Annotated in this window: 17 protein-coding genes; 10 read left to right on the plus strand and 7 right to left on the minus strand. The window is 63.1% G+C overall.

All coding sequences use genetic code 11. The features are described from left to right. The first annotated feature begins 279 nt into the window (after positions 1 to 279). Complete coding sequence (locus AB0O52_RS21200; protein ID WP_364541975.1) at positions 280 to 687, plus strand: VOC family protein; 408 nt, start codon at positions 280 to 282, stop codon at positions 685 to 687. Positions 688 to 843: 156 nt separating this feature from the next. Here the strand turns inward: AB0O52_RS21200 and AB0O52_RS21205 are convergent, their stop codons facing one another. From AB0O52_RS21205 to AB0O52_RS21215, 3 genes are all read right to left on the minus strand, one after another. Beyond that, complete coding sequence (locus tag AB0O52_RS21205; protein ID WP_364541977.1) at positions 844 to 1,446, minus strand: TetR/AcrR family transcriptional regulator; 603 nt, start codon at positions 1,444 to 1,446, stop codon at positions 844 to 846. A gap of 74 nt (positions 1,447 to 1,520) precedes the next feature. After that, positions 1,521 to 2,873, minus strand: a complete 1,353-nt coding sequence (gene paaK / locus AB0O52_RS21210; protein ID WP_364541980.1) for a phenylacetate--CoA ligase PaaK — start codon at positions 2,871 to 2,873, stop codon at positions 1,521 to 1,523. A 7-nt stretch (positions 2,874 to 2,880) separates the two neighbouring features. Then, positions 2,881 to 3,363: a hotdog fold thioesterase gene (locus tag AB0O52_RS21215; protein ID WP_364541983.1), complete on the minus strand. Its 483-nt coding sequence runs from the start codon at positions 3,361 to 3,363 to the stop codon at positions 2,881 to 2,883. A gap of 129 nt (positions 3,364 to 3,492) precedes the next feature. Between AB0O52_RS21215 and AB0O52_RS21220 the strand changes: the two genes are divergently transcribed. Beyond that, the gene (locus tag AB0O52_RS21220) at positions 3,493 to 4,047 is read left to right on the plus strand and encodes a GNAT family protein (protein WP_364541985.1); all 555 of its coding nucleotides are present in this window, start codon (positions 3,493 to 3,495) and stop codon (positions 4,045 to 4,047) included. On the opposite strand, the gene AB0O52_RS21225 is transcribed toward AB0O52_RS21220, so the two are convergent. Both AB0O52_RS21225 and AB0O52_RS21230 read right to left on the minus strand, forming a co-directional pair. Next, the gene (locus AB0O52_RS21225) at positions 4,004 to 4,519 is read right to left on the minus strand and encodes a hypothetical protein (RefSeq protein ID WP_364541988.1); all 516 of its coding nucleotides are present in this window, start codon (positions 4,517 to 4,519) and stop codon (positions 4,004 to 4,006) included. The genes AB0O52_RS21220 and AB0O52_RS21225 overlap by 44 nt on opposite strands. Continuing rightward, positions 4,516 to 5,409 carry a DMT family transporter gene (locus tag AB0O52_RS21230; protein WP_364541991.1) on the minus strand — a complete coding sequence of 298 codons (894 nt, stop codon included), beginning with the start codon at positions 5,407 to 5,409 and terminating at the stop codon, positions 4,516 to 4,518. Before AB0O52_RS21230 ends, AB0O52_RS21225 begins: the two co-directional genes overlap by 4 nt. Positions 5,410 to 5,551: 142 nt before the next feature. Between AB0O52_RS21230 and AB0O52_RS21235 the strand changes: the two genes are divergently transcribed. The 8 genes from AB0O52_RS21235 (at position 5,552) to AB0O52_RS21270 (ending at position 14,878) form a co-directional block, all read left to right on the plus strand. Next, positions 5,552 to 7,129 (plus strand): ABC transporter substrate-binding protein, encoded by a 1,578-nt coding sequence (locus AB0O52_RS21235; RefSeq protein ID WP_364541994.1) that lies wholly within the window; start codon positions 5,552 to 5,554, stop codon positions 7,127 to 7,129. Next, the gene (locus AB0O52_RS21240; RefSeq protein WP_364541997.1) at positions 7,129 to 8,085 is read left to right on the plus strand and encodes an ABC transporter permease; all 957 of its coding nucleotides are present in this window, start codon (positions 7,129 to 7,131) and stop codon (positions 8,083 to 8,085) included. Before AB0O52_RS21235 ends, AB0O52_RS21240 begins: the two co-directional genes overlap by 1 nt. Positions 8,086 to 8,098: 13 nt before the next feature. Beyond that, positions 8,099 to 9,004, plus strand: coding sequence for an ABC transporter permease (locus AB0O52_RS21245; protein ID WP_364541999.1), 906 nt, complete (start codon positions 8,099 to 8,101; stop codon positions 9,002 to 9,004). Continuing rightward, on the plus strand, positions 9,004 to 10,932 hold the full coding sequence (locus AB0O52_RS21250) for an ABC transporter ATP-binding protein (protein WP_364542002.1): 1,929 nt from the start codon (positions 9,004 to 9,006) through the stop codon (positions 10,930 to 10,932). Before AB0O52_RS21245 ends, AB0O52_RS21250 begins: the two co-directional genes overlap by 1 nt. A gap of 41 nt (positions 10,933 to 10,973) precedes the next feature. Further along, the gene (locus AB0O52_RS21255; RefSeq protein ID WP_364542005.1) at positions 10,974 to 13,001 is read left to right on the plus strand and encodes a CocE/NonD family hydrolase; all 2,028 of its coding nucleotides are present in this window, start codon (positions 10,974 to 10,976) and stop codon (positions 12,999 to 13,001) included. Positions 13,002 to 13,025: 24 nt separating this feature from the next. Further along, positions 13,026 to 13,676 carry a TetR/AcrR family transcriptional regulator gene (locus tag AB0O52_RS21260; protein WP_364542008.1) on the plus strand — a complete coding sequence of 217 codons (651 nt, stop codon included), beginning with the start codon at positions 13,026 to 13,028 and terminating at the stop codon, positions 13,674 to 13,676. Between the two features lie 139 nt (positions 13,677 to 13,815). Further along, complete coding sequence (locus AB0O52_RS21265) at positions 13,816 to 14,616, plus strand: response regulator transcription factor (RefSeq protein WP_364542011.1); 801 nt, start codon at positions 13,816 to 13,818, stop codon at positions 14,614 to 14,616. Between the two features lie 82 nt (positions 14,617 to 14,698). Next, positions 14,699 to 14,878: a hypothetical protein gene (locus tag AB0O52_RS21270; RefSeq protein ID WP_284755984.1), complete on the plus strand. Its 180-nt coding sequence runs from the start codon at positions 14,699 to 14,701 to the stop codon at positions 14,876 to 14,878. Between the two features lie 609 nt (positions 14,879 to 15,487). On the opposite strand, the gene AB0O52_RS21275 is transcribed toward AB0O52_RS21270, so the two are convergent. Next, positions 15,488 to 17,146 carry a GAF domain-containing sensor histidine kinase gene (locus AB0O52_RS21275; protein ID WP_364542013.1) on the minus strand — a complete coding sequence of 553 codons (1,659 nt, stop codon included), beginning with the start codon at positions 17,144 to 17,146 and terminating at the stop codon, positions 15,488 to 15,490. Positions 17,147 to 17,200: 54 nt separating this feature from the next. Beyond that, positions 17,201 to 19,396, minus strand: coding sequence for a S9 family peptidase (locus tag AB0O52_RS21280; RefSeq protein ID WP_364542016.1), 2,196 nt, complete (start codon positions 19,394 to 19,396; stop codon positions 17,201 to 17,203). Between the last annotated feature and the right edge of the window lie 38 nt (positions 19,397 to 19,434).

The raw sequence follows: 19,434 nt of genomic DNA on the forward strand, positions 1-19,434 counted from the left end.
CAATACGTCGGGATCAACCTGCCCGAGACCAAAACACCCCAAAAACTAGCCCAGTGACTCCACACAGCTTGACAATTTCCGGCTCGCTCACTTATGTGGGTGTTTCCGGCGGACGCTCGCTCGCTTATGTGGGTGTTTCCGGCGGACGCTCGCTCGCTTATGTGGGTGTTTCCGGCGGACGCTCGCTCGCTTATGTGGGTGTTTGGCGGGACGCTCGCTCATTCGCAAGGTCTTTCCGATCCCGCCCGGCGTAAGATTTTTTGCGTAGGAGGTGGCGAAATGAACCTAGCACTCAGGACAGCCACAACCGTCTTGCCCGTTGACGACGTTGACCGAGCCCGCAGCTTTTACGCAGAGAAACTCGGCCTCCCTCATCGCGGCAGGACCTGGGATGGAAATGATTTGTTCGGCATCGACGGCGGTCCCATGCTGCAGTTGATGCCCATCAAGGACGGCATGCACTCATCGCACACTGCCCTTTCCTTTGAAGTCAATGACATCGAGCGGACAGTCGACGAAATGGAGGCGAGCGGCGTCGAATTCCGGGATTACGACCTCCCGGATCTCAAGACAGAACACCACATTTGTACCACCGACGCCGACCGTTGCGCATGGTTCATGGACACGGAAAACAACATCCTCTGCGTCCATGAAAGCCTGGGGGCCCAGGCCGAATACCAGCTCTGATCGGTTGAAAAGCACTCGCGAACACCACACAGAACGCTCTCTCACTTTCTAGTGAGAGCGCGTTCTGTCAATTGGCCGTACATGTGAGCGGGCGTTGGGGGAAAAGGCCCGTATATGTGAGCGAGCGTTTTGGGGGAGGAGCGGGGAAGCCGGGGGCTACGCCGAGGCGTGGAGACCGTCGAACGCCATGGTGATGACGTCGTCGGCCAGGCGCTGCGGAGAGAGCGAGCCGCCGGGCTTGTACCACTCCACGATCGAGTTGATGGTTCCGAACAGGAGCCGGGTCACTGTGCGGGGGTCGATGTCCTGGCGCAGGGTGCCTTCTTCGCGGGCTGCCGAGATCAGCGCGGCCACCTTGTGGTCGAAGGCACGACGCCGTTCCAGGGCGTCGCGCTCGATGTCGGTATTGCCGCGGAGCCGCAGGAGCAGTGTGACGAACGGAAGCCGGTCCACCAGCACGGCGATGGTCTGCCGCAGGACAAACTCAAGCCGGGAATCAGCAGGACCAGACATCGCCTCGGGCTGTTCCAGGATGGCTTCGAGCCCACCGAGTGCGTGCTCAAGGGCGAGCTTCAGGAGATCGCCCTTGGACGGCACATGGTGGTAGATGGCCGACTTTGAGATCCCGAGGTTTTCGGCCAGGATGCCCATGGACGTGGCGTCGTAACCGTGGCGGTTGAAGACGTCGACGGCGATGAGCAGCACTGATTGCTGGTCGTATCCGGGGCGTCCCCGCTTGGTTGCTGTTTCACTAGGCATGCTGGCCATTTTCTCATGAACGGTCGGTTGATTCGTGCACGCGCCGGGTTGATTCGTGCACGCGCCGGGCCACGTTACCTCTTGGGTCGCATGTCGTAGACACGGCGCAGCTTGCCGTTGGAGCGCTCGAGCGAACCCGGCTCCACAACGTCCACGACGCACGAAGAACCCACGTGGATCTTGATCTGCTCGCGCAAGGCGTGTGCCGCCGTCGTGCCCGCCTCCACGGAAACGTTCTCGCGCCGCTCGATCTTGACCGTCAGCGAATCCATGCGCTTGCCCTCGGGGCGGGTTAGTTCGAGCTGGAAGTGCGGGCTGAGCTCGGGGATGCGCAGGGCGATTTCCTCGATCTGAGAGGGGAAGAGGTTCACGCCGCGCAGGATGATCATGTCGTCGCTGCGCCCGGTGATGCGGCCCATGCGGCGGTGCGCGGGACGGGCGGTTCCGGGCAGGAGGCGGGTGAGGTCCTTGGTGCGGTACCGGATGATCGGCAGCGCTTCCTTGGTGAGCGAAGTGAAGACGAGTTCGCCCGGTTCGCCGTCGGCCAGTACGGCACTTTCCCCGCGGGACGGATCGAACGGATCGATGATCTCAGGGCGGAAGTGGTCTTCCCAGATGTGGCAGCCGTCCTGGGTCTCCACGGCCTCGCCCGCGACGCCCGGGCCCATGACCTCGGAGAGCCCGTAGATGTCGCAGGCCTTGATGTTCATGGTGGTCTCGAGCTCGTGCCGCATTTCCTCGGTCCACGGTTCTGCGCCGAGCACGGCGTACTTGAGCGAGGTCGACGCCGGATCGACACCCATGTGGGCCATCGCGTCGGCGATCGTGAGCAGGTAAGTGGGGGTTGCCAGGATGGCATCAGGCTTGAAGTCCTGGATCAGTTGGATCTGGCGTTCGGTCTGGCCGCCGGACATCGGGATGACAGTGCACCCCAGCGCTTCGGCCCCCGCGTGGGCGCCGAGGCCGCCGGTGAACAGGCCGTAGCCGTAGGCGTTGTGGACCTTCATGCCGGGGCGGACTCCGGACGCGCGGAGCGAGCGGGCCACGAGGGTGGCCCAGTTGGCGAGGTCGTTTTTGGTGTACCCGACGACGGTCGGCCGGCCTGTGGTGCCGGAGCTCGCGTGGATGCGGGCCACTTCGTCCTGCGGCACGGCGAACATGCCGAAGGGGTATTCCTGGCGGAGGTCTTCCTTGGTGGTGTACGGGAACTTGCCGAGATCGGACAGTTCGCGGAGATCGGAAGGGTGGACGCCGGCGTCGTCGAACTTGCGTTTGTACAGCGGCACGCGATCGTAGGCGTAGGCCACGGTGTGCTGGAGGCGGCTGAGCTGCAGGGCCTCGAGCTCGTCGCGGGAAATGGTTTCTTCGCGATCCAGCTGTGCGGTGCTAAGCGGTGCGTCGGGAGCGGCGACGGTGTTCTGTGTCATGGTCTTCCTACTTCTTGGAGATGGTGCGGCTGCGGCCACGGAACTCGGCGATGAGCTCGCCGTAGCTGCCCGGATCTTCGGTCGAACCGACGGCGGCAGGTTCGCTTGGGTCGGCCGCGAAGATCTGGATGTCGTACAGGCCGCTGCGTCCGTTGTTGGCGCGGCGGTTCGCGACGGCGGTGATTACCTGGCCTTGATAGGCCGGCTTGAGGAAGTTGATGTCGACGCCGGCGGCGACAGTTATGGTGTCGGCTTCCGACGGCGAGGGGTTGGCCGGGTTGCACGCGAGGGCGAACGCTGAGTCCGCGAAGGCGAAGATCATTCCGCCGTGGGCCATTCCGAAGCCGTTGAGCATTTCCTGCCGGAGCTTCATGCGGACGGTGGCGTGGCCGTCGTCGACCTTGAGGACTTCCAGGCCCATCCACTCGGAGGCGTAGTCGTTCTTGAGGATCTGGTGCTGCGCTGCGCCAGAAAGGGTGGTCTCAACCATGCGTCATTGCCTCCAGCTTTATTTACCGAATGTTCATTAGGTAATCCCAGTTTGCTTGAACTGTCAAGAGGCGACCGCCCGGCGGGACGGAGTAATCCCTGTAACAGGAGCGCGTAGTAGCCTCGAGGAATGCCGCTTATCGAACTTCCCATCCGGACTCCGAGGCTTGTCCTGCGCAGATTCGAGGCCACCGACCTGGAGCGATTCCACGCCTACCAGTCATTGCCCGAGACTGCGCGATTCCTGCTCCGGCAGGAATTGACCCTCACCCAGTCCATGGAAGCGCTGGGCCGCTACGCCAACTTCACTTTCGAGCAAGAGGGCGACTGGGTGTGCCTTGCCATCGAGCGTGCGGACTTGCCGGGGTTGCTCGGCGAAGTGGTCCTCAAGTGGCTGCCGGGCACGGGGCAGGCCGAAATCGGCTGGATCCTGGCGCCGGAAAGCCGGGGCCAAGGCTACGCCGCCGAGGCCGCGGAGGCAGTACTCCGCCTGGGTTTTGAGACTCTCATGTTCCACCGGATCGACGCCAAGCTCGATGCCCTGAACACCTCGTCGTCGGGATTGTGCGAGCGGCTTGGGATGCGCCGCGAAGCCGAGCTCGTGGACAACTGGCACTACAAGGGCCAATGGTCCACCGAAGTCATCTACGCCATGCTCGACTCGGAGTGGCGCGCCCGGAAATAGCCGCCAGGGTCTCCACGAGTTGCGCGGCGTACGTCTCAGCGCGTCGCACCGACGGCTCCGAGTATGCCCCTGCGACGTCCAGCAGATTGAGGCAGCCAAGGAATTGACCGTTGTCGACGATCACTGCGTTGATAGCTGCGCCGAGATTGAGGGCGCCTAGGACATCCTGGTGCTCGAAAGCATCCGAGTCGATGGCTTCCTGCTCGGAAGCGAGGAATGATTCCTGGTGTACGACGCAGTGTTGGAGCCACTCTTCGCCCAGTTCGCTTGAGATCCCACCCACCCGGTAGAGCTCCGGCATGGTCGTAAACACCCGGACCAGGTCCCTGGTCTCAGGACGCCAGAGGGAGACGGTTGTCAGCAATGCCCCCACGTCCGCTGTGACGGAGGCGGCGATGTCGGCGAGCTTGGCGGACGCGGCCGCAGAGAGGGGAATTTCGGCGTATTCCTCCTCGAATCGGGGGACGGTCATGGTGCGGGCTCCAGTTCTTTCCGGGTTGCGATTGATGCGGTTGCCCGGGAGAGCAGGATGACGCCGGCCAAAGCGGCCGTGCCGCCGAGGAGGGACGCGATACTGGGGACTTCGCCCAGCAAAATCCACCCGAGCAGCAGGGAAAGCACTGGCACAACGTACAGGAGCGAACCGCCCTCTGCCACGCTGGTCCGCGACAGCGAGACGTTCCAGAAACCGTAAGCCACCACCGTGCAGACCACCACGAGCACAGCCAACGCCAACCAAACAGTCCACGTGAACTCCGCTGGCGCCACTGCGAATCGGGCGGTCGGCAGCGTGGCCGCCCCGCCGATGAGGGATCCCCAGAAGACCACTTCGAGCGGAGCGACGCGTGCCAACAGGGGCTGTTGGATGATGAGGAATGCTGACAGGAGAAGGGCTGCCGCCACGATGTACAGGGCGTCGCCGTTGAAGCCGACAGCCGCGGAATCGCCCAGCGTAATGACTACGACGCCTGCCACCGCAAGGAGCATGCCCCAGTAGCCCAGGCTGGACGTTCTCTCCCGCAACATGAGATGGCCAAGGATGAACGCGAAAACGGGCGAGATGTTTAGTAGGAGACTTGTTGTTCCGGCTGGAACGGTCGTCTGCCCCAGGTTCAGGAGCAGGCCGAAGCCTGCATACCCCAGCAGTCCCGCCACCAGCATCCTCGGTATGTCACGACCCCGCAGCGTAAGTCGCTGCCGTCGGACCAGCAAGGCCACGCCGAGCACGACGGCGGCACCCAAGTAGCGCAGCGGCGTCAGGTCCTGCGGGTCTATAACTTTCAGGGCCTCGCGGGTCGCCACGTATGTGGGCGCGGACGACAGCACCATCAGCACATCTGGTCTTCGGTACCATCCGGTCACAATCGGGGCCTTTCCGGCGAAACGGCCCTTTGTTTCAGGGCGGTTAAATTATTCGGAGAACTATTGCTCTCCCAGACGATTTATTCGTACAGTACATGAATTAGATCGTTCGCGGAAGAAATAAAGATAAGGATTCAGCACCATGGATTCACGGATCGAAGCACCAACAGGGTGGCTGTCCCGGCGCACCCTTCTCGCCGGTTCAGCCCTGTTGCTGGCCCCCGCGGTCCTCGCAGCCTGCGGGGTCAGCCCGTCGTCGTCGACCACGGGTGCCGCGACCGGCGCTGCTCGCCAGGGCGGGACGTTGCGCATCGCCCGGCCGCCGGCATCGAAGGCCGAAACGTTGGACCCTGCCAGTTCCTTGTCCGCTTACGAGTATCTGGGTGCCCTTTACAACCGCTTGGTCAAGCTTTCGGCCAAGGGGGAGCTCATTCCGGACTTGGCCGAGTCGTGGACATTGTCCGCAGATGCGATGAGCTGGACTTTTGTACTGCGCAAGGGTGTGACTTGGCACGACGGCAAGCCGTTCACCGCCCAGGACGTCATTTTCTCGATTCAGCACATCCTTGATCCGGCCACCAAGTCTCCGCAGGCCGGTGTGCTTTCCCCCTTTGTCGATGGCAACTCCATCAAGGCACCGGATGCCACCACCGTGGTATTTGCCCTGAAGTCTCCGAACGCCGAATTCGCCAGTTTGCTCACCGGGTACAACTGCTACATCATTCCGGCCGGTTCCGCGGCCGCCATCGGTGCCAGCGGCATCGGCACTGGTCCGTTCAAACTGAAGAGTTTCACAGCGGCAGGGCCCGGTTCCATCGTGCGTAATCCCAACTACTTCGGCGACAAACCGGCATTGGACGGGATCGAGTTTTCCTCCATCGCCGACACCCAGGCTCGGGTGAACGCCTTGCTGGCCGGGCAAGTTGACCTCGTGGCCCAGACCAACCTCGATTTCGCCACGGCAAAGACAGTTTCGGCCTCTTCGGTAGCAACTGTCTCCAGCGTGAAGAACGCCCAGTGGTATCCGGTACCCATGCTCAACACCAGCCCGGAATTCAAGGATCCGGATATACGCCGCGCGTTTGCCCATGCCTACAACCCGGACGAGGTGTTCAAACTGGCGGTGCAGGGCAACGGAACCGTCGCGCACAACAACCCCGTGCCGCCCTCCGAGGCCTACTACCTCGACTATGGCCTGGGCTACGACCCGGATAAGTCGAAGGCCCTGCTGAAGGCAAAGGGCTTTGACCATTTCGATGTGCCCATCTACACCTCCAGCTACGATCCGGTGCTGTCGCCGCTCGCGTTGGCCCTGCAGAGTTCAATGAAGGCCGCCAACATCAACTTGGCCGTGACGAACTCTCCTGCGGATTCCTACTTCACCGACGTCTGGATGAAGAAGCCATTGATGACCACTTACTGGTACACGGGCCGCCCCATCGACCAGTTGCTGAACCAGATCTTCCGCACCGGATCCTCGTACAACGAGACGGCGTACTCGAACGCCACGTTCGACCAGACGCTGGACGCGGCGCGCGCCACTGTGGATGCGGCCAAGCGGAAGACGCTCTACCAGGACGCGCAGAAGATCCTGATCGACGACGGCGGATCCCTCACTCCTTTCTTCTCCGACCGGATCACCGGGCTGAGCAAGCAGGTAGTCAATTACAGCGAGCACGGCTTCGAGTTCGACTACATCAACATCGGGCTGCGTGCATAATGGTCACGTTTTTCGCCAAGCGATTGGGCTGGTCCGTCTTCACGGTGCTGCTGGCTACGGTGCTGGTCTTCAGTGCCATCCAGTCTCTGCCGGGAGACGCGGCCTCCCAGTTGCTGGGCCAGAACGCCACGCCGTCGGCCGTGGCCACTATGCGGCAACAACTCGGTCTGGATGAGCCGCCTGTCTCGCGTTTCTTCACCTGGCTGGGCAAGGCGTTGCACGGCGACTTTGGCAACTCCCTCGTCGGCGGTGGCAGCGTCGCGGGAGAAGTGGGCTCCGCCTTGGTGAACACATCCCTCCTGGCCGGCATCACCATCGTGATCGGCATTCTGCTCTCCCTTGTGCTGGGTCTTGTTGCCGGCCTGACCCGCGACCGGTGGCCGGACATCTCGATTTCCACGTTGGCGCTCGTGGGGATGAGCGTTCCGGAGTTTGTGGTGGCTACCGTGCTGGTTCTCCTCTTCTCCATCTACATCCCGATTTTCCCGGCAGTGGTGATAGCAGGGCAGAACGCCTCCCTCGCGGAGCTTCTGCCGTCTGTCTGGCTTCCTGCCGGGGCGCTGATCTGCGTCCTTGCGGCCTACATCATCCGGATGATGCGTACTTCGGTGATCGACGTCATGGACAGCGAGTTTGTCCGCACAGCGATCTTGAAAGGCAACTCGACTTCCCGGGTGGTCTTCAAGCACCTGCTGCCCAGCGCCATGCTGCCCACCTTGAATGTGATCGCCATGAATATAGCTTGGCTGGTGGGCGGTGTGGTGGTTGTGGAAAGCATCTTCAACTATCCGGGAATCGGCACCCTGATGATCAGATCTGTCCAGACACGTGACCTTCCCACCATCTTGCTGATCACGGTAATGAGCGCGTTGACATATGTGGTGTGTAACCTGCTGGCGGACTTTGCAGCGTTCCTGCTGAATCCACGGCTGAGATACCCGAGGAGCAGCAAATGACACGGAGCAGCAAATGAGCGCAATGACTACGGCGGCACCGGCACCCAACGGCCCGGCCCCCAAGGCCGCGAGCAGCCTTGGACGAGCGGCCCGGTCCATCCTGAAGTCCCGGACGGCGACCTTCGGGTTCGCCCTGGTGATGGTGAATATCGTGGTGGCGGTCCTGGCCCCGGTGCTGACTTCCTATGATCCCATCGCCACGGACGCCATGAGCGCCCTGCAAGAAAGCTCGGCGGCTCACTTGTTGGGCACCGATGCTCTTGGCCGGGACACCCTCACGCGGACTTTGTTTGGTGGACAGTATGCCTTGGCTATCAGTTTCACTGCCACTGGGCTCACGGTTTTGCTGGGATCCGTCATCGCGGGCATCGCAGCATACTGTGGCGGCATTGTGGATGACATCATCACCAGGGTCTTGGATTCGGTGCTGGCCGTCCCGGCAATCCTGTCCATGTTGGTGGTGGTGACCATCTTCGGTACGGGTCCTTGGGTGATCATTTTGGCGGTTGTGGTCGTCTACACAGGCGGGGTGACGCGTATTGTGCGCGCCGCAGCCATGGACGTGATGCCCAAGGATTTCATCACCGCCGCCAAGGCGCGGGGCGAGGGGATGTTCTCCATTCTCTTCCGGGAAGTCTTCCCGAATGTCCTGGACATCATCCTTGTCGAGTTCGCCATGCGGGCCTCCTGGGTGGTGCTGCTCATCAGCTCGCTGTCCTTCCTGGGCTTCGGCGCCAGCCCTCCGACGCCGGATTGGGGCCTCATGGTGGCCGAGAACCGAAACTTGATGGCCGTGGTGCCCTTGGCCACACTGTCGCCCATCGCGGCCCTGGCCTCCCTGATCGTTGGACTCAACCTCGCGGCCGATGGGCTTGCCAAGAGCTTCGGCATTGACCGAATGAAGGAGGTGCTTGGCTAGTGACGATAGATGCCGCCAACACCATTGATGAAGCAACCATCCTCAACGGAACGGACATTGTCCGGATCCGGAACCTCAGCGTTTCTTACCTCTCGGGAAACCGCCAGGTGGACGTCCTCAAAGACGTGACCCTGCATCTGAAGCGCGGCCACGTTCTAGGCCTGGTGGGCGAGTCGGGTTCCGGGAAATCGACGCTAGCCAGTGCCCTGCTGGGCTCCCTTCGGAGCACGTCTTTCGTGTCGAACGGGTCCGTTCACGTGGCAGGCCAGGACGTCTTCGCACTCGTCCCGCAAGAGCTGCGCCGCCTTCGCATGGCTGAGGTCGCGATGGTCCCGCAGAACGCCGGAAACGCGCTGACTCCCACCATGAAGATCGGAGAGCAGATCGCCGAAGTCCTTCACCATCTCAAGGGAAACAAAGCGGCCCAGCGGGACCGGGCCGAGGAATTGCTGGGGCTGGTCAGGCTCCCCAACCCGGGGCCAGCTCTGGACAGGTACCCGCACCAGTTTTCCGGCGGCCAACAACAGCGCATCGGGATTGCCATGGCGCTCGCCGCCAATCCGTCCCTTCTGGTACTTGATGAACCGACCACTGGACTTGACGTGGTCACGCAGGCCGCCATCCTCGACCTCCTCACGGAGCTACAGGAGACGATGGGCATGTCCATGGTGATGGTCAGCCATGACTTGGGCGTCATTGACAAGATGTGCACGGACATTGCCCTGCTCCGCAAAGGCGCGGTTGTGGAATCCGGCCTGACTCGAAGCGTCCTCGCAAAGCCGCAACATGCTTACACGCGCGGCTTGATCGACAGTGCGCCGCGGATTGACACCCCGGGCATTCCGCCTGGAATGGATCAGGCAGTCATCGACGCCGGGACCGTGCGGGAAGGTGCCGTGGAGTTGTACATCCGGACTCCGCCCCGGGAGGCCAAGCCCGTGCTGAGCGTCCGGGACCTGACTATCGACTACCGCAAGAAGCCAGTTCCCGGCACGGGTCCCACAGTGCAGGATGTCAGTTTTGAGGTGAACGCCGGCGAGATAGTGGCGCTCGTGGGCGAATCCGGTTCCGGTAAGTCCACCATCGCCAACGCTATTGCGGGCTTGCAGAAGAGCGAAAGGGGACAGATGTCCCTCACCGGGTCTGGTGACGAGTCTGCAAACCACCTGAGGGGCAGTGGCAATCTGGCCCGGACCGTGTCCAGTCGCCCCAAGAGTCTCCGCCAAGCCGTGCAGTTGATCTTCCAAAACGCCGACACTTCGCTAAATCCGAGGCATTCGGTGCGGACGGCTATTGCGCGGCCCTTGAAGCTTTTCGGCGTCAAAGGAGCCACCGTGGAGCGGGCCCTGGAAGAAGTGGAGCTCCCGGCCAGCTTCGCGCAGCGATTGCCAGGCCAGCTCTCGGGTGGTCAACGCCAGCGAGTTGGCATCGCACGGGCTATCGCCGCCGGCCCGTCCCTTGTGCTGGCGGACGAAGTTGTGTCAGCGCTTGACGTCTCGGTGCAGTCTTCCATCTTGCGCTTGATGGACACCCTGAGCAGGGACAAAGACATCGGCTTCCTTTTCATCACCCATGACCTCGCCGTCGTCCGGTCGGTAGCGGACCGCGTGGTGGTCCTGTACCTCGGACGCATCGTCGAGGACGGCACAGTGGAGGAGATCTTCTCTGACACGTCCCATCCATACACCCGGCTCCTGCTGGACTCGGTGATCGAACTCGGCGATGACCATAAGGCCAAAGCGCAAGCAGTCCGGGACGAAATCCCTGACGCCCCGCCCGAACTTGGCTGCCCCTTTGCCAGCAGATGTCCGATTGTCCGCGACGTTTGCCGCACGGTGGTCCCGCCCACCATCCAGGTTTCAGACACACACAACATCAAGTGCCACGCGGACGTGTCAGAACTCCGTCCGAGCATCCCTGCCCTCTAGCGCTGCACTCGAAAGAGCCGCTCCTCAGAAAGGAAATACCCGTGAAGATCCGCACGGACTTCCCCCGCTCCGTCACCGTCATGGAGCACGTCCTTATTCCGATGAGCGACGGCGTCCAGCTGGCTGCCACTATCTGGCTTCCTGAAGACGCGGCCTCACGGCCCGTGCCTGCACTGTTGGAGTACCTGCCTTACCGACGCGGCGACTGGACCGCACCGCGTGACGCGCAGCGCCACCCCTGGTATGCGGGCCATGGCTACGCCTCGGTCCGTGTGGACATGCGCGGCTGCGGAGACTCCGAAGGCGTCATGCTCGACGAATACCACCCGCAGGAACAAGCGGACGGAGTTGAGGTCATCGAGTGGCTGGCCGCACAGCCCTGGTGCACGGGCAAAGTGGGAATGTTCGGAATCTCCTGGGGCGGATTCAACGCCTTGCAGCTCGCGGCGGAGCAGCCGGAGGCGCTTAAGGCCATCGTCACGGTCTGTTCCACGGATGACCGCTATGCCGACGACGTGCACTACTTCGGCGGCGCGATGCTGGGCATCGACATGACTTCCTGGGCTGGAACCATGCTGGCGTTCCAGTGCCGCCCTCCAGCGCCCTGGCGGGTTGGCGACGCCTGGGAAACGATGTGGAAGGAAAGGCTGGAAGCCCTCCAGCCTTTCTCCGAAATCTGGATGGACCACCAGGAACGCGATGACTACTGGCGCCACGGTTCGGTCTGCGAGGACTACTCCAAGATCACGGCGGCCGTCTTGGCGGTCGGGGGCTGGGCTGACCCGTACCGCAACACGGTTTTTCGGTTGTTGGAGCATCTTGAGGCCCCCGCGCAAGGGCTGATCGGCCCATGGTCCCATCAATACCCGGACATCCAGCGCACGCCCGGTCCCACCATCGGCTTCCTGCAGGAGACCCTGCGGTGGTGGGACTACTGGCTCAAGGGCATCGAATCGGAGGTCATGGCTGAGCCCGCGCTGCGCGCCTATCACCAGGACTCCGTACGGCCCGCCACCCATTACCCCGAGCGAGCGGGCACCTGGGTGGGCCTGGACGGTTGGCCGTCCTCCGACGTCGGGCAGCGGCACTTCAACCTGGCCTCGGATCTGCGCAGCTTGGCAACTGACGCCGCCGGGATGGCCGTCGTCGACACTCCGCAACACAACGGCGTGGACGCCGCCCGGTGGTTCCCCTTCGGGAATCTGTCCGATCTGCCGCCGGACCAGCGAGCCGAGGACGGGCGATCGGTGGTATTCGAGACGCCGGTCCTGAAGGAGGACATCAACCTGTTTGGCTACGCCCGGCTCATGCTGCGGGTCAACAGCAGCACGCCGCGGGCCAATGTGATTGCCCGGCTCTGCGACGTCGGGCCGGACGGATCGTCCACCCTGATCACCCGCGGGGCCATCAACCTGGCAAAGCGCAACGGGATGGACGAGGCGGACGAGCTCATTCCGGGTCAATTCGTGGACGCCCAGATCGAGTTCACCTCCATGTCGTGGCAGGTTCCGGCTGGCCACAGGCTCCGGCTCGCCCTGGCCACGACGTACTGGCCTTGGATCTGGCCGCATGGTGAACAAGGGTCTGTGACCGTGGACGCCGGGCAAAGCGTATTGACGCTCGATGACCTTGATCCTGCCGCCATTGGAAGCCGCGACATCGTCTTCGAGGAGGCTGAGCAAGCGCCGGGTTTGGACATCAAGCCTGGACCTGTCGCGGCCGCACGCCCCGAACGTGAGGTCAGGTACGAGCCGCAATCGGAGTCCTGGACCTTGACGGTGGACCCGAACTACGGCGGAAACCGGATCTACCCGGACGGACTGAACTTTGGCGAAGAAGCCCTTGAGCGGTATTCGATGTCGGGAAACGATCCTCTCACGGCGCGGGCTGAGTCCATGTGGAACGTCTCCCTTCAGCGCGAGGACTGGGGAGTTAGGATCGAGACCCACGCTACGGTCACTGCCAGCAAGGACCACTATGTACTGCACAACGAAGTCAAGACGTTCAAGAACGAGCAACTATTCTTTGAAAAGACTTTTGAGAAGCGCATCAGTCGGACATCGGCCTGAACAGGGGAAACGAGGACGAGCGACATGACAACTACCGCCAAGGACCACGATGAGAGGCCCCGTGCCAAGACTGTCGGCGAACGGCAGCGGCACCCTACTGAAGTTCGGCGCCAGCTGGTGGTTGACGCCGCACGGGACCTGATCGCGGACAAGGGGTTGTTCAATGTCCTTATCCGCGACATTTCAAAAGCCTGCGGGGTGTCACCCGGGACCATCACCTACCATTTCAAGAGTCTCGACGAAGTCCTGATGGAAGTAGTCAAGGCAGAAACCGCGGACTTCTACGTTCCGCTCCAAGAGAGCGCCAGAGGGTCCGGCGATCCCACGCGGGAACTGCTGTATTTCCTGGAGGGAATGTTCGGCACCGACGCGAACTCCCGCCGGCACTGGCTGATCTGGTTCGACTTCTGGTCCGCTGCGGCCAGGGACGAAGCTTACGGACGCTGGATGAGCGAACACTACGACGGCTGGCGCAGCGCCCTGCGTGAGATTACCGAGCGTGGCGTCAGCGAGGGATCCTTCGTCTGCGACGACCCTCGAAGCTTCGCGATTGAAACGGCCGCCATGGTGGATGGCCTCGCAGTCCAGTGCTATGCGCGGGGTTCATCACTTCCGGTGGAAACGTCGCGGAGCCTTCTTATCGCGTTCGTGAGGCGTGAGCTCCAGATCAAATGACTGCTTGCGGCGACCCTCGTGGACCCGCCAGCACGAGTAAAGCGGGTCTTACGCTGACATGCGCGAGAATAGCGGGTACCGCTGGTGTTAAGGTGGGCTGAGCAAAAGAGATGGGGATCCTGACGTGGGCGCATCGGGCGTGGCTGTAGTAATCGAGGATGACGATGACATCCGTGAGGTGGTCCATGCCGTCCTCGAGGCGTCGGGCCTGGAGGTTTACGCGGCCGGGAACGGCGTCGATGGCGTGGATGCGGTCCGCCTTCACAACCCGGACGTGATCACCTTGGACCTTGGCCTGCCCGACATGGACGGGATCGAGGTCACCCGCCGCGTCCGCGAGTTCAGTGACGCCTACATCATCATGCTCACAGCCCGCGCGCGTGAAGTGGACACACTGCAAGGGCTGGCCGTAGGCGCTGACGACTTTGTCACCAAGCCCTTCCGCCCCCGCGAGCTCTTGGCCCGGGTTGAGACGCTCCTTCGCCGGCCCCGCGGCAGCAAGCTTTTGAGCGGTTCCGGAGGGACCACGACGGCGGAGCTGCCGCCTGCCTCGGCGCCGAACGCACCAACCGCACCCACGCCCGTGCAGCCGGCGGCTGAGCCATCAGGGCTGGAACACAACGGCCTTTACCTCGACGTGGCCACGCGGACAACCAGGGTGGGCACGGAAGAGGTCCAATTGACCCGCACCGAGTTCGACCTTCTTCAGGCCCTCATGGAGGCCGGGCGCGTAGTCCGAAGCACCACGGGGCTTGCCCGCTGGCTCCATGCCAAGGAGTACGAAACCGGGGGCTATGTCAGCGAATCCGAAGAGCGCGCGATCCAGGTACACATCGCCAATCTGCGGCGGAAGCTCGGCGATTCGGCCCAGTCGCCGCGCTGGGTGGAAACTGTGCGCGGCGTCGGTTACCGCCTGGCTGCAAAGACATCCGAAAACTGAGGCGTTCTTAAGGGAACCTTTAACAAGGCTCTTTACGCTGGGAAAGTCAACTTCGGATTTTCACGGCTCAAAGGAGCACTGCATGAAAAAATTCGCCGCAACACTTCTCATGACGGGGCTGCTCGCTATTGGCGGATTTGTCACTCCTGCCAACGCCGCCCCGAAGCACGACACCACGAGCACCACAGTAACGACGGTCACGACCGTCCCTGTTGTGAGCGACCCGGTCCACTACGCGCAGATCGGTTGGTGGCCCAACTAGTCCCCACCGCCACCCTCGCGGCGTGGGCCCACGCATTAGATGTCGTTTAGACGCCTCATAACGGCATCAGCTGCTGCCTACTTGGGTGGACGACAGCAATTCCTAACACCGCCCCCGGGCTACCGCCAAGGGGCGGTGTTTTTTGTGCCGCGGCACTCCATGGCTCTTGGTACCGTCCTCCCCATGTTTGCCGCCGCTGAGGCCCGCAATGACGCGACTCGCCGTGTCGCAAGCGCTTCCCCAATTCAAAGACGGGGAGGCCGCTACAAGCTCCGGACGCAACGGCCGCCGCCAGAGGCAAGGGCCGCCGTCGGGATCCTGGGCAGTTGGGCTGTCCGCCGCCGCGACCTGACCTTCCTGACCCTGTTTGCCGCTGCCGGGGTCCGGAATGACGCGACTTGCCGTGTCGTAAGCGCTTTCCCAATTCAAAGAAGGTCACGACGGCGGCAGCGCGGTTGAGTGCCGCGGCACTCCATGGCTCTCGGTACCGTCCTCCCCATGTTTGCCGCTGCTGAGGCCCGGAATGACGCGACTCGCCGTGTCGTAAGCGCTTTCCCAATTCAATGATGGTGAGGACGCTACAGGCCCCCGGGTCAGTGCAAGTCCCGCTCAGCTCTCCGATGCCAGCGGGAGCTGAACTGAAACCGTGGTTCCCACGCCCAAGGCGGACTCGACGTCGAGCCGGCCGGAATGACGTTCCACAATGTCGTGGGCTATCGCCAGGCCGAGCCCGCTTCCGGGGATGGCCGCGGTGGAGGCGTTGGAGGCGCGGAAGAACCGTGTGAATACCTGGTCGATTTCCGTTTCGGGAATCCCGACGCCGGTGTCCTCCACGCGGACCACCACGCTGGGAACCGTCCCGGGGTCCGAGGTGATCCCGCTGCTCACGGCGACGTGTCCGCCGGTGGGCGTGAACTTGATCGCGTTGCTGATGATGTTGGCGAAGACTTGTTCCAGTTTGGCTTCGTCGGCTTGGACAGTCATGGTTCCCGGCGCGTGCATCACGGTCAAGGACAGTGAACGGGAGTCGGCGAGCGGCTGCAACGTCGAGACAACAAGCCTGAGCAGGGTGCCCACATTCACCCGGCTCAATTGGAGGTCGCCGGAGGTGTCCTGGTGCGAGACGGTGAGCATGTCTTCGATCAGCCGTCGGAGCCGCTCGGCATTTCGCGAAATGACGTCGACCATCCGCTCGACGCCTGCGGGAAGAGGTCCTCCGGCGCCGGAGCGGATCATGTCCAGATAGGCCGTGATGGACGTCAAAGGGGTTCGAAGTTCGTGGTTCACCGTAGTGAGGAAGTCGGTTTTCGCCTGGTCGAGTTCCTGGAGCTTGTACATGACCTGCTGTTGTGCGCCGATCAGGTGGCTCTGCATCAGGCCATACGCCAAGTTCCCCGAGACGTGCTGAATCAGGCCTATTTCTGCCCGGGTCCATTCCTGCGCCGTGTCCGGGCGGGCAATCCAGATGACCCCGAGAACGAGATCGCCCTCGCCTACCGGCACCACAACAGACGCCGACGGCGCGCCCGCACCACCCAGCGCCCCCGCACCAGCGGCGCTCCCCGCGGCGGCCGCACCACCCGCGGGAGCCCGTTTCGGCAGCGGCTGCACCTCGGCTTCCGCCCACAATCGCTCCGCCAATTCGAACGTGGCAGTGCCGTCGGTGAGTTCGTCCGGCAGGACTCCCGGTACCAGGCCCGGAGCGTTCCATTCGGCGCTCACCTGCGGCACCCGGGTGTCCGGGAACGTGGTGAACCAGACGTGTTCTGCGCCCAGGGCCTCGCCGATTCCGTCCACCAGATGCCGGGCAATCAGCCCTGGATCAATGGTGGACCGGATCGCCGCGGACACTTTTCGCAGGCTCTCCCTCAGCGATTCGGCCTCCGAACGGCGGCGCGTCCGTTCGGCGGCACGGGCTATCAATACCAGGGCCCGGTGCACCCGAAATGCGGGAGGCTGGCCCCGGTAGGTGAAATCAGCAATCGTCCACCCTTCCAGGGCTGCGACATCCAGCTCGTTCTCGGGATCCAGCAGGAGCAAAACCGGAACGCCGTTCCGGGGAAGGAACTCGCGGAGATCGTTGTCTACCACCAGCACGTCGCTCGGTTCGCTTTCCAGCGCAGCCGCGAGCGAACCGGCGTCGTGCGCTGAGCGAACCAGGAAACCTGCCGCGGCGAGCGCCGCAACCGTCTCTGCGTGACGCACCGGGTCGGGGTCGGCCACCAAGGCACGGTTTGGCGACGACGCGTTGGTCACAGAACTCTCCACGACGCTCCTACTGTTTCGGTTCGGCCCCCACGGGAGAGCTTACTATCGAGAACGCTACTTGAGCCCTGCCCCCGGCAGTAGTTCGACGGCGCCGAGCGAGTCCGCGACGAAGGCATAGTCCCAAGCGCGCTCGCGCCACTGCACGTATCGTCCTGAGGCCCCGCCGTGTCCACCGTCCATCTCGATCTTCATCACGATGGGCGCCGTACCGGTGGTCTCGGAGCGTAGCACCTGGACCCACTTCGCTGGTTCCACGTAGAACACGCGGGTGTCGTTGAACGAGGTCACTGCGGCGATCCGCGGGTACGAAACGGCGCGGATGTTCTCGTACGGAGTGTACGACTTCATGTACTTGTACACCTCGGGATCGGTGATGGGGTTGCCCCATTCCTCCCACTCGAGCGCGGAGAGCGGCAGTTCCGGGTCCAGGATGGTGTTGAGCGCATCCACGAATGGCACGGCGGCCACGATTGCCGCGTACTTTTCCGGTGCAAGGTTGGCCACGGCGCCCATGAGCAGGCCGCCTGCGGAGCCACCCATGGCGGCGATCCGCCCCGGCGCCACCCAACCGGAGGACGCGAGCCAGTCCGTCGCTGCGATGAAGTCCGTGAAAGTGTTTTTCTTGTTGAGCTTCTTGCCGTCGTCGTACCAGCGCCGGCCGAGCTCGCCGCCGCCGCGGATGTGGGCGATCACCATGACGATTCCGCGGTCGAGGAGGGACAGCCGGGCCACCCCGAAGCCGGGATCCATGCTGACCTCGTACGAGCCATAGCCGTAGACCAGGCCGGCAGCGCTCGAGTCCTGCCTAACGGAGGCGTGACGGAGCACGGAAAGCGGTACGCGCGTGCCGTCCGCCGCCGTCGCCCATTCCCGGGTAGCCACGTAGTCGGATGCGGTGTAGCCGCCCAGCACCGGGCTTTCCTTGCGCAGCAGCAGTTCGCCTTGCGGCAGAGCGGGGGTGGGCAGTACGAAGTCGTACACCCTCGACGGCGTGAAGAACGACGTGTATCCAATACGGATCACCGGGGCTTCATAGTCCGAACCCGCCACCCCTGCCGTGTACAGCTCCTCGTCGAAGGCAGGCTCAACGGCGGCGCCCTGTGCAGGGGTTCCCAGGCCGGCGAGGGGCAGCACCTGCACGCGTTCGATCGTGTCCTGCCGTACGGCCACCACCAGGTGCGTCGAGGTGACGCCGGCCCCGTTGACGCGAACGGCGTCGGAATGCTCGACGACGGTGCGCCAGTGCTGCTCGGACAGCGGCTTGGCGAACTCGGCCATGTCCGCGATGGACACCATGGAGTTGATGGCGTCCTTGTTGTGTGTCAGGAGGATGGTCTCAACACCATCGAGGAGGAACGGCTCGGCCTCGTAGAGGATGTGTTCGTCGCGGGAAATCACGGTGGACAGGCCGGCGTCGAAGTCGTCAAAGCGCAGCAGGCGCGTCTCGCTGAATTCCGAGCAGCCGATGCTCAGCACGAGGTACCGCCGGTCGGAGGAGAGCTCGAAGCCGAGCCACATGGCGACGTCGTCCTCCTGGTAGATCACCTCGTCCTCGCTGACGGGCGTGCCCAGGACGTGTGACTTCACCTGGTACGGGCGCCAGGAATCGTCAACCACGGTGTAGAAGATCCGGGTTCCGTCGGGGGAGAAGGCTACTCCGTAGAAGATGTTCTCGATGACGTCGGGCAGCAGTTCGCCCGTCCGCAGGTCCTTGATGCGGAGCGTGAAGCGTTCCTCGCCGGAGTTGTCCACGGCGTAGGCATAGAGGTTGCCATCCAACGTCACGGCCGTGCCGCCAACGGAGAAGAACGGCTTGCCTTCCGCCTCTACGTTGCCGTCCAGCAGGACTTCTTCGCCCTCGAGTTCGACGCCGGGTTCCACCGCCGGTGGCGTCCAGTCGGCTACCGCATCGCCGGTGTTCGCGGCCCGGAGACGGCAATGAATGCCGTACTCCTTTCCCTCGACGGAGCGGGTGTAGTACCACCAGTCGTCCTTGCGGCTGGGAACCGAGAGGTCGGTCTCCTGGGTACGTCCCTTGATTTCCTGGAAGATGGCCTCGCGCAGCGGTTTCTGGTGTGCGGTGACGGCTTCCTGATAGGCATTTTCGGCCTTCAAGTGCTCAATGACCTCGGAGGATTCCTTGTCCCGCAGCCATTCGTAGTTGTCCACGAAAACATCGCCGTGGTGCTCGCGGGTGGTGGGCACCTTCTTGGCGACGGGGGGAACGGGAGGGGTGACAGGCTGGCTCATGGGGCAACTCTATAGAGGGCCACCGACGCGCCACCACT

Origin of the sequence: Arthrobacter sp. NPDC080073, from assembly GCF_040686575.1 — a bacterium.
In the GTDB taxonomy this organism is placed as follows: Bacteria; Actinomycetota; Actinomycetes; order Actinomycetales; family Micrococcaceae; genus Arthrobacter.

Coding starts and splice junctions, on each gene's coding strand:
- AB0O52_RS21200 (WP_364541975.1), top strand. CDS start 280: ATGAACCTAGCACTCAGGACAGCCACAACCGTCTTGCCCGTTGACGAC.
- AB0O52_RS21205 (WP_364541977.1), bottom strand. CDS start 1,446: ATGCCTAGTGAAACAGCAACCAAGCGGGGACGCCCCGGATACGACCAG.
- paaK (WP_364541980.1), bottom strand. CDS start 2,873: ATGACACAGAACACCGTCGCCGCTCCCGACGCACCGCTTAGCACCGCA.
- AB0O52_RS21215 (WP_364541983.1), bottom strand. CDS start 3,363: ATGGTTGAGACCACCCTTTCTGGCGCAGCGCAGCACCAGATCCTCAAG.
- AB0O52_RS21220 (WP_364541985.1), top strand. CDS start 3,493: ATGCCGCTTATCGAACTTCCCATCCGGACTCCGAGGCTTGTCCTGCGC.
- AB0O52_RS21225 (WP_364541988.1), bottom strand. CDS start 4,519: ATGACCGTCCCCCGATTCGAGGAGGAATACGCCGAAATTCCCCTCTCT.
- AB0O52_RS21235 (WP_364541994.1), top strand. CDS start 5,552: ATGGATTCACGGATCGAAGCACCAACAGGGTGGCTGTCCCGGCGCACC.
- AB0O52_RS21240 (WP_364541997.1), top strand. CDS start 7,129: ATGGTCACGTTTTTCGCCAAGCGATTGGGCTGGTCCGTCTTCACGGTG.
- AB0O52_RS21245 (WP_364541999.1), top strand. CDS start 8,099: ATGAGCGCAATGACTACGGCGGCACCGGCACCCAACGGCCCGGCCCCC.
- AB0O52_RS21260 (WP_364542008.1), top strand. CDS start 13,026: ATGACAACTACCGCCAAGGACCACGATGAGAGGCCCCGTGCCAAGACT.
- AB0O52_RS21270 (WP_284755984.1), top strand. CDS start 14,699: ATGAAAAAATTCGCCGCAACACTTCTCATGACGGGGCTGCTCGCTATT.
- AB0O52_RS21280 (WP_364542016.1), bottom strand. CDS start 19,396: ATGAGCCAGCCTGTCACCCCTCCCGTTCCCCCCGTCGCCAAGAAGGTG.